We start from the raw sequence: 8,620 nt of genomic DNA on the forward strand, positions 1-8,620 counted from the left end.
GTTGCTGACCCGGCTGCTCGCGCCACGCCCCGACCCCCTGGTCCACGGGGGCACCCCGTGAGCGGCGCCGGGGACCGGGAGGGCGGTGTCAGGACGCGGCCCGGACGGCGGCGGCCCACGCGCCGGGGCTGCGGTGGTGGTTCCGGTGTCCCGCGACCAGGACGAGGCGCAGCCGCGCCAGGTGCCGGGTGTCCGGGGGGAGTTCGAGCCCCGACAGCAGGGCGAGCGCCGCATCCGGCCGCAGGTCGCCGTGGACGTCGTGGTACGAGGCCAACAGGGCCCTGAAGAGCGCCCCGTGCAGCGCGGGGAGGCGTGCGGCCACGTCGTACGCCTCCTCCTTCACCGGCCAGGGCACCGGGCCCGAGCCGTCCAGCACTCGCCGGGCACGGAGCAGCAGCGCGGGGGAGGCGTCCTCCCGCAGACGCTCCAGGTCACGCCCGAGGACCTCGGCGAAGGCCGTCGCGGCGGTGCTCCGGTCCTCGAACCAGTCGACCCACAGGGAGTAGGTGACGGGTTCGGCGTCCCGCTCCGCCTCCAGCCGCCGGCGGTAGCCGTCCCAGAGCGCACCCGACGGCAAGGGGCCGTCCGGCCCGCGGTCGGCCATGAGGATCTCGCAGGTCACCCCGTAGTCGTCGAGGAGGTCCAGCAGCCCGAACGCGAGCCGCACCCGGCCTTCGGCGTCCAGGTCGTCGTCGACGAAGACCTCGTGGGCCCGGGAGTGCGCGATCTCGTTCGTGGTGAACCGGCGGCCCGGGTGCTCGTCGTCCGTCCACGCGTCGTCACCGGCCTGCCGCACGCCGCGTGCGGCGAGCCAGCGCCGGGCGTCCTCCGCGGTCCCCGTACCCACGTGTGCATCATGCCTGCGACGCGTCGCGGAGGCGGCCGTATTCCTCCGTCATCGCCTGCGTCGACCAACCGGCGTTCAGGCCGCTGGGGTTGGGCAGGGCCCAGATCCGGGTGCCGCCGATCGTGCGTTCCTGGGGGCCGATGCGGGCGCGGGGCTCGGCGAAGGCGACCCGGTAGGCGGTGACGCCCACGACGGCGAGCCAGCGCGGCTCGTACCGCAGGACCCTCTCCGTCAGCAGCCGCCCGCCTTCCAGCAGTTCGTCGCGGGTCAGTTCGTCGGCCCGGGCGGAGGCGCGCGCGACGACGTTGGTGATCCCCAGCCCGTACGCCGGGAGTTCGTCCTGTTCCGCGGGGTCGAGCCGGCGCGGGGTGAAGCCGGAGGCGTGCAGCACGGGCCAGAAGCGGTTGCCGGGGCGGGCGAAGTGGTGACCGGTGGCGGCCGACATCAGCCCGGGGTTGATGCCACAGAAGAGCACCCCCAGGCCGCCGGCGATCACGTCGGGGATGACGCGGTCGCGGGCGGCCTCCAGCTCGTCCGGGGTGGGGCGGGTGCGCCTGACCGTGGTCAGAGGATGGCCCCGGGGGTGTAGGCGGCCGCCTGCGGGTGGCGCTCGGCGACCTCGCCGACCCGGCGTACGACCTCCGCGACCTGGTCCGCGGCCGCACCCGTGAAGGAGAGGCGGTCGGCCATGAGCGCGTCCAACCGGGCCCGGTCGAGCGGGATGCGCTCGTCCTCGGCGAGCCGGTCCAGCAGCTCGTTGCGCTCCACGCCCTTCTCGCGCATCGCCAGCGCGGAGGCGACCGCGTGCTCCTTGATGACCTCGTGCGCCAACTCGCGGCCGACGCCGGCCCGCACCGCGCCCATGAGCACCTTCGTCGTGGCGAGGAACGGCAGGTAGCGGTCGAGCTCGCGGGCGATGACGGCCGGGAAGGCGCCGAACTCGTCGAGGACCGTCAGGAAGGTCTCCAGCAGGCCGTCGAAGGCGAAGAACGCGTCCGGCAGGGCGACCCGGCGCACCACCGAGCAGGAGACGTCGCCCTCGTTCCACTGGTCGCCGGCCAGCTCGCCCACCATCGACGCGTAGCCGCGCAGGATGACCGCCAGGCCGTTGACGCGCTCGCAGGAGCGGGTGTTCATCTTGTGCGGCATGGCCGAGGAGCCGACCTGGCCGGGCTTGAAGCCCTCGGTGACCAGCTCGTGGCCGGCCATCAGGCGGATCGTCTTGGCGAGCGAGGACGGCGCGGCGGCCAGCTGCACCAGCGCGGTGACGGCGTCGTAGTCCAGCGAGCGCGGGTAGACCTGGCCGACGGAGGTGAAGACCTCGGAGAAGCCGAGGTGCGAGGCGATCCGCCGCTCCAGCTCGGCGAGCTTGGCGGTGTCGCCGCCGAGCAGGTCGAGCATGTCCTGCGCGGTGCCGACCGGGCCCTTGATGCCGCGCAGCGGGTAGCGGCCCAGCAGGTCCTCAACCCGCGCGAAGGCCACCAGCAGCTCGTCGGCCGTGGTCGCGAAGCGCTTGCCGAGGGTGGTGGTCTGGGCGGCCACGTTGTGCGAACGGCCGGCCATGACCAGCTCCGCGTACTCGGCGGCGAGCCTGCCGAGCCGGGTCAGCACGGCGACGGTGCGGTCGCGCACGTGCTCCAGGGAGAGCCGGATCTGCAGCTGCTCGACGTTCTCGGTGAGGTCGCGCGAGGTCATGCCCTTGTGGACGTGCTCGTGCCCGGCGAGGGCGTTGAACTCCTCGATGCGCGCCTTGACGTCGTGCCGGGTGACCTTCTCCCGCTCGGCGATCGACGCCAGGTCGACCTGCCCCAGCACCCGCTCGTAGTCCGCGAGGGCCTGCTCCGGCACCTCGATCCCCAGGTCCTTCTGGGCCCGCAGCACGGCCAGCCACAGACGGCGCTCCAGCACCACCTTCTGCTCGGGGGACCATAGGGTGGCGAGCTCCGCGGAGGCGTAGCGGCCGGCCAGGACGTTGGGGATGCGGGGCTTGGAAGTCACGTAGCGATAGTTTACCCGCCGTTCCGAGCGGTCGCTGCCGTCCACTAAGTCCGAGAACGCCCAGGTCAGAGGCTCCCAGTCCGCCGTCACACACCGAGTCTGTGAGAGATCGGTGAGACGTCGGACGGCCCCGGACCGGTGCCCATCACCACCCCGGGGCCTTGATCCGAACCCCTTTCGATCAAGGAGTCCGACCCATGGAAAACGTACCCGGCGGCATGTCCAGCCCTGACCTGGACCTGTGGCTTAGCTACGCCCGCGAGGTCTGCGGAGAGATCAATGCCCTTGACTACAGGAACGTCTCCGAGAGCACGCTGATCCGCCTCGTCGCCGTCAGCGGGGTAACCATCGACCACCTGATCCGTCGCATCGAGGCCATGCGCGGTGATGCCCGATGAGCCTCCCTGAGAAGCGCGAAATGGATCAGTCCGCTCGTCGCCACGTCGCCATCGCCCGGCAGCTCCTCGCCGACGCGGACGCCATCGGCTACGCCGAGGTCACCGAGCGCGACCTGTGCCGCCTCATCGGCCGGTGCGAGGTCGTCATCGCGAGCCTGATCCTCGCCATCGAGGACGGTGCCGAGTGACGCGCATCCCTGCGCGTCAGTGGCTTGCCGTCGGGGCCGCCGCCTTCACGGTGGCCCTGACGGGCGCCGCCTTCTGGCTCAGCTACGAGCACCTGCACGACGTGGCCTCCGGGAACGGCCTCCACGACGCCTCCGCCCGCGCGTGGGCCTGGCCCGCCACAGTGGACATGTTCATCGTCGTGGGCGAGCTGCTGATCCTGCGGGCGTCGCTCGCCGGTCGCGTGGACCGATGGGCCATCGCCGTGACCGCGATCGGTTCCGGCGGATCGATTGCGCTCAACGTCGCCGGGGTCGGGCGAGACGCCTCGCTCATGGAGTACGTCGTCGCGGCCGTGCCCCCGGTGGCCGCTCTCATGGCTTTCGGCGTGCTGATGCGACAGGTCCATGAGGCCCTGTCGTCCCGCGACCGGTCGCCGGCCTACGACTCCGGCGCACCCGCGGCGCCCGTGGAGACGGTCTTCGAGCGGGACGCCGTACCCGCGCCCGCGCCCGCGCCCGACGTACCCGCGCTACCCCCGGTTGTACCCGCGTCCGTACTCGCTGCCGAGCAGCCCCGTACCCGGGTCTCGGCGACGGTGTCTGAGACCGACGAGGAGCTGATCGAACGGACGCGTAAGGACTTCGGCGGCCAGGTCCCGACGTACTCGCTCCTCAAGGAGAAGTACGGCATCGGCCAGACCCGCGCCCGGCGGATCCGCGACGTACTCGAAAGTGAGCTGTCCCGTGAGTGAGATCGACAAGGCATCGCAGGAGGCTGCCGAGGCCGCCCGCCAAGCCGAGCAGATCGCACTCGTCCTGGCCGTCCTCCGCTCGTCGGAGGCGGCCAGGCCGCAGCCGGTCTGCCAGCACGTACCCGCCGCCCCGCAGGGCGGTCAGGCCACGAAGTGGATAGCTGCCGCTGTCGGAGGAGCCGTACTCCTGCTGGCCGTGGCGGTATCCGCCGCCATCGCGGTTGCCGCTGGGGTAGGTATGCCGAGGTCGGTGTCGGCCTACGCCCCGTCCGTGCCCAACATCGTGCGCGCCGCCTCGATAAAGGCTCGGAGCGCTCGCGCATGCTTTTCGACACGCTCCTGACGTGCTTCAGCCACAGGGGCGGGGTTGAAGGCGAACTCGTCTAGGAGCAGCAGTACTTGCCTGTCATCCATGCGCGGCACCTCCCGGATGGCGATGGAGACCGACTCGTGCCATCCCATCGGGTCTTCCCCGTCAGGCGTGAACACCGCGGTTCGAAACGCCTCAAGTCCACTCAGCGCAAGCTGGGCCATGCGATAGTCCGGGTCATCAAGCGTCAACGACGCAAGGATCCTGTGCGCCGCTTCTGCCGGACCTCGGGCGTAGGCGAGTTCGGTGATTTTCTCGACAGAGGTCAGCACGTCCTTGCCAAGCCCGATGAGTGGGGCCGGGGCCATAAGTTCGAGCACGGCGTACGCATGCCGCAACTCATCCAGGGCTGTCTTGACATGTCCGTCATCTGTGCCCTGATACAGACGCTCCGACTCGTTCACTGCTTCCCGGGACAACCGGATCAAGGAGGCCACTGCATCCCGGCGCTCGTCTCGCAGTGCGGCCAGGCGCTCCGCCTCAGCGGTGATACGCGCCGCCTCCTTGGCGGCGTCGGCCTGTGCCCGGCCGCTGGCCGCCTGAATCCGGGCGCTGAGCCAGTTGCCTGCGACGCCCCCGATGATCGCGGCGAAGGCTACCCACGCGGCGAACGCCTCCGGGTGCTTGATCGTGTTCGCAAAGAGATCCCCCACGCCGCTGATTCTGCCGCAGCGCTCCGGCGTTCGTGCCCCTCCGGCAGAGCGAGCAGCGCACCCGGTGATCCACATGGCCATGAACCCACGAGGTCCGGCACACTCCCGCCATGCACGCAATATGGGCCCTCGCCGCCGAGGCCGCGAATGCCGGGTTTGACTGGACACCCGTGTGGACGCTGGTCGGCGTGGCGGTGACGGCAGCCTCCTTGCTCATCGGCCAGTGGCTGACGCAGCGAGCGGCCGGGAAGCAGGCCGAGGCCCAGGCTGTACGTGAACTGAGCAAGTGGCACCGGGAACTGAGGCGCCAGAGCTACGCAGACTGCGTTATCGCGTATGAGCGGTTTCGCGACTTGCTTCAGCCGATTGCCCGCGCGATCCCCTGGCCGGTAGGCCGTGCATTGACGCCCGAGGAGGCTGCCCACCTCGGCACCCTGCTGGTGACGCTAGGCGAGCGCTATGACGACGCATTCCAAAAATGCCAAGTCGCCCGCCTGGAAGGCCCGGAAGCCGTCGCTAAGACCGCGCATCGGCTCATTGTCGCCGGGACTGAGTTCCGCGCGGCTGCCGAAGCCCGTGCCGAGGCCGCGCGGGTGGGCATGCAACCCCCGGACCCATCGGCATGGGACTTGGCAGCCGAGAGCATGGACGAAGAACTGGACGACTTCATCGTGCTGGCCCGGAGCGTCATCGCGGTCGACTAGCGGGGCCAGACGAGCGTCTGACAGCCTCGGAGCGACTGGGTGGCCTTCGAGTTGGAGGAGCGCTACCTGCAGCAGACCTCGGCCTACGTGTTGTAGTCGTGGACGGAGCGCAGGAGTTGTTCATTCAGACTGCCGGTGACCTGGGGTGATTTCGGGTTTCGGTCTTCGCCGCAGAGTGGCAGAAACGGCCCCTGGCGCCCTCGTCGGCGCCGTAGGGTCTGCGCGTGGACTGGAAGTGGATGCTGACCGCGACCCTGCCGGTGCTGACGCTGATCCTCGGCTCGGTGCTCACGCAGTGGAACGACACGAAACGCGAGATTGCTCAGCTTCGGCGTGAGCAGCGGCTCCACGAGCTGAACCGCGAACAGGCCCGCCAGGACCGGCGGGAGACGTTCGAGCTGAAGCACCTCAGCGAGGTGCACGCCGTGCTTCACGAGCTGTACATGCGGGGGGTCGAGTGTCAGCAAGCGCGTGTTTCCGACGTCCCCGCGAATGAAGCGTTGGATCGCCTATACGAGACAAACCGCAAATACATCGGAATGCGAGGTTTCATTCTAGTCGAGGACGTCCGCCGTCTTGCTGACGATGCATCTGAATACATCAACAGCCTGGCCTCCATCGTAATGTTGGTTGAAGGAGAGCGTCCTTCGATCCCACGCGCCGCTCAGCTCCTTATGGAAGCACAGGAGGCGATAGCTAACCGAGTCCGCGAGATTTACCGTGACGCTGAATCGCAGTGACAGGTAATCAGGAGATGGGAGTTGTGATGACGACCGTGTACATCACCGAGGGTGGCGACAACTGGCACCACAGTCCGGACTGCCCCGGGATCGTGGCGGGCCACCGGACCGCTGAGATCCATGATTGGGACAGCCATGCTGCTGAGAGGGTGACCCTCGTCGAGGCACACCAGCGGGGCAAGCACGCGGAGTGCCAGAAGTGCCGGCCCGCCGACCAGTAAGGGTGTGCCCAAATCCGCTTACTGCTCGGGCTCATTCTCGGGGTGCTGCTCCAGTTTGCCGCCGTAGCTCAGGTGCCAGCGAACCCCGGCGTCGTCCGTGAAGAACATGTGCGGGGGATTGCTATTGATGACATCTCGCAACGCCCACACCGGCGAGTCGAAGCGGAATGTGCGGCCTGGTCCGATCAGAGGGACCGGAGACGATTGGCGTCCGCCGTCGTTCGAAACCCGGTCAGCGGCGACGTCGGTCACCTCAGCTGCCTCGTATGCACCACCGAAGCGGACTCGGACGTCATGAATCGGGGCATGACTGCCGTTCTCGACATCGACCATCCACCTATCAGGACGAAGGCGAGCTGGGATGGATTCGGTGTCATGCCCATCGCCCTGACCAGGCTTCATTCGCACTTTTCGGGCCTGTGCCCACCTACGTTCCGAGGCGAGCGCCGCCAGCTCGGCGCGCTCCATCGACATGGTCGCGGACTGCTCGGCGATGAAGTCCTGCTGCTCGCTGATCTGTCTGCGCTGGCTCGCCAGCGTCCAAAACGCCGCCACGGCGGCACCCGCCGCGAAGACCCCGCCGAGCCACGTCGGGACGTCGCCCCAGTCAACCCCACCCATGGCGGCACATCGTAGAGCATGGGTGCGACAGCGACCCCGGTCACCAAGTGCGCGAAGTGAGGGCCACACTAGGCCCGTTGGTGTAGAACGCCTGCATGGATCCCACTCTTGGCCCCGCAGCGGTGCGCGCGGCAGGCAACGTTGCGTCCTCCTTCGTCAACCGCTACCGCCCCGTCGGAGTGGTCCGAGTCGGCAGTGCAGAGGATCGGGCGGCAGCGTACCGACGCTTCTTGGATGGTGCCTCGCAGGTTTCCCTGCAAAGCTCTTGGTACAACAAGATGCATCATGACGGGGGGCCCGCTGCGGATGCACTTCTCGTGGAACTTGTTCCGCGGATAGTCGCTTCAGCAACTGAACTGCATTGCGCCCATGCAGGTCTGCTCCTCTGTGCACCCGCGTATGTGATCGAAGCCGCCGAAATTGTAATGCGCGAGAGCCCGCAAATATACGCCGGAAAGGATAAGTTCAAGGCGGCTGAGGAAAAGTTTGAAGCGGCAATTCGGGATTTCTTGGAGGTAGCTCGACATGATTTGAGCTATAACCCGAAGTCTTGGCAATTCTGGGCCAAGTGGAAAGAAAAGAGCTTTCGAAAGCGGGAGGAGAGGAAGGCGATCCCGGCACAGAAGAGCTAGACCTCGAGCCGGTGCCCGGGGTCAAGCGTCAGGTCGACTCGGTCAGTCGCCGAGCGACGCCGAGAACCCCCCGGCCTCCGCCTGCTCGGCGCTGACCGTGACCTTGCCGCGATGGCTCACCTCGACCCCGTAGAAGCGTTCGCCGCGCGGCACCTCCGGGACCGTCACGGTGAACGCGCAAGCGACGATCAGCTCGGGATCGCTCGCCTTCGGATCGGTCAGGGCGCCCACCGCGATGACCTCGCCGCTCGCGTCGTAGACCGTGACGGCCGCGCCCGCGCGGACGTCGCCGAACCCGTCCTCGCCTTGACACCCGCCCACGCCGTCCGACTCGGCCCCGCCGTAGAGCGTGAAGGTGCCGGTGAGTGTGAACGTGTCGCGGTTCGCCGCGTCCGTGCCGCCGTCGCTGCGGAGCAGGGCGTACCCGCCGAGGACGACCAGGCCGACCACCAGGCCGACGGCTGCGCAGATCAGCGGGAACGCCCACGGGCGGCGGCGCTTCGGCGGGGTGGAGGGG

Annotated in this window: 13 protein-coding genes; 7 read left to right on the top strand and 6 right to left on the bottom strand. The window is 68.7% G+C overall.

Annotated features, from left to right (window positions below; all coding sequences use genetic code 11):
* Positions 1 to 88 precede the first annotated feature (88 nt).
* The 3 genes from PV350_RS41330 to purB form a co-directional block, all read right to left on the bottom strand.
* Positions 89 to 847, bottom strand: a complete 759-nt coding sequence (locus tag PV350_RS41330) for a hypothetical protein (protein ID WP_499510390.1) — start codon at positions 845 to 847, stop codon at positions 89 to 91.
* Positions 848 to 854: 7 nt separating this feature from the next.
* A complete protein-coding gene (mug, locus tag PV350_RS41335; protein ID WP_499510389.1) occupies positions 855 to 1,343 on the bottom strand; it encodes a G/U mismatch-specific DNA glycosylase in 489 nt (162 codons plus the stop codon).
* Positions 1,344 to 1,411: 68 nt separating this feature from the next.
* On the bottom strand, positions 1,412 to 2,845 hold the full coding sequence (gene purB / locus PV350_RS41340; RefSeq protein ID WP_500338554.1) for an adenylosuccinate lyase: 1,434 nt from the start codon (positions 2,843 to 2,845) through the stop codon (positions 1,412 to 1,414).
* Between the two features lie 197 nt (positions 2,846 to 3,042).
* Between purB and PV350_RS41345 the strand changes: the two genes are divergently transcribed.
* The 3 genes from PV350_RS41345 to PV350_RS41355 are packed head-to-tail and all read left to right on the top strand — an operon-like array spanning position 3,043 to position 4,162.
* The gene (locus PV350_RS41345; RefSeq protein WP_500338555.1) at positions 3,043 to 3,243 is read left to right on the top strand and encodes a hypothetical protein; all 201 of its coding nucleotides are present in this window, start codon (positions 3,043 to 3,045) and stop codon (positions 3,241 to 3,243) included.
* 20 nt (positions 3,244 to 3,263) lie between these two features.
* A complete protein-coding gene (locus PV350_RS41350; RefSeq protein WP_500338556.1) occupies positions 3,264 to 3,431 on the top strand; it encodes a hypothetical protein in 168 nt (55 codons plus the stop codon).
* The gene (locus PV350_RS41355) at positions 3,428 to 4,162 is read left to right on the top strand and encodes a DUF2637 domain-containing protein (protein ID WP_500338557.1); all 735 of its coding nucleotides are present in this window, start codon (positions 3,428 to 3,430) and stop codon (positions 4,160 to 4,162) included. The genes PV350_RS41350 and PV350_RS41355 overlap by 4 nt, the downstream gene beginning before the upstream one ends.
* 258 nt (positions 4,163 to 4,420) lie before the next feature.
* Here the strand turns inward: PV350_RS41355 and PV350_RS41360 are convergent, their stop codons facing one another.
* Positions 4,421 to 5,185 carry a hypothetical protein gene (locus PV350_RS41360; RefSeq protein ID WP_500338559.1) on the bottom strand — a complete coding sequence of 255 codons (765 nt, stop codon included), beginning with the start codon at positions 5,183 to 5,185 and terminating at the stop codon, positions 4,421 to 4,423.
* 110 nt (positions 5,186 to 5,295) lie between these two features.
* Between PV350_RS41360 and PV350_RS41365 the strand changes: the two genes are divergently transcribed.
* The 3 genes from PV350_RS41365 to PV350_RS41375 all read left to right on the top strand — a co-directional run bounded on the left by PV350_RS41365 (position 5,296) and on the right by PV350_RS41375 (position 6,850).
* Positions 5,296 to 5,889: a hypothetical protein gene (locus PV350_RS41365; protein ID WP_500338560.1), complete on the top strand. Its 594-nt coding sequence runs from the start codon at positions 5,296 to 5,298 to the stop codon at positions 5,887 to 5,889.
* 224 nt (positions 5,890 to 6,113) lie between these two features.
* The gene (locus PV350_RS41370; protein WP_500338561.1) at positions 6,114 to 6,629 is read left to right on the top strand and encodes a hypothetical protein; all 516 of its coding nucleotides are present in this window, start codon (positions 6,114 to 6,116) and stop codon (positions 6,627 to 6,629) included.
* Positions 6,630 to 6,655: 26 nt separating this feature from the next.
* Entirely contained in the window at positions 6,656 to 6,850 is a 195-nt protein-coding gene (locus tag PV350_RS41375; protein ID WP_500338562.1) for a hypothetical protein, read from the top strand.
* Between the two features lie 18 nt (positions 6,851 to 6,868).
* Here the strand turns inward: PV350_RS41375 and PV350_RS41380 are convergent, their stop codons facing one another.
* The gene (locus PV350_RS41380; protein ID WP_500338564.1) at positions 6,869 to 7,471 is read right to left on the bottom strand and encodes a hypothetical protein; all 603 of its coding nucleotides are present in this window, start codon (positions 7,469 to 7,471) and stop codon (positions 6,869 to 6,871) included.
* A 95-nt stretch (positions 7,472 to 7,566) separates the two neighbouring features.
* Here PV350_RS41380 and PV350_RS41385 point away from each other — a divergent pair, with 95 nt between their 5' ends.
* Positions 7,567 to 8,103, top strand: a complete 537-nt coding sequence (locus PV350_RS41385) for a hypothetical protein (protein ID WP_500338565.1) — start codon at positions 7,567 to 7,569, stop codon at positions 8,101 to 8,103.
* Positions 8,104 to 8,145: 42 nt separating this feature from the next.
* On the opposite strand, the gene PV350_RS41390 is transcribed toward PV350_RS41385, so the two are convergent.
* Positions 8,146 to 8,620 (bottom strand): hypothetical protein (locus tag PV350_RS41390; RefSeq protein WP_500338567.1); only part of this gene is annotated, 475 nt, incomplete at its 5' end.

Source organism: Streptomyces sp. PA03-6a (assembly GCF_033792765.1).
Classification (GTDB): Bacteria; Actinomycetota; Actinomycetes; order Streptomycetales; family Streptomycetaceae; genus Actinacidiphila.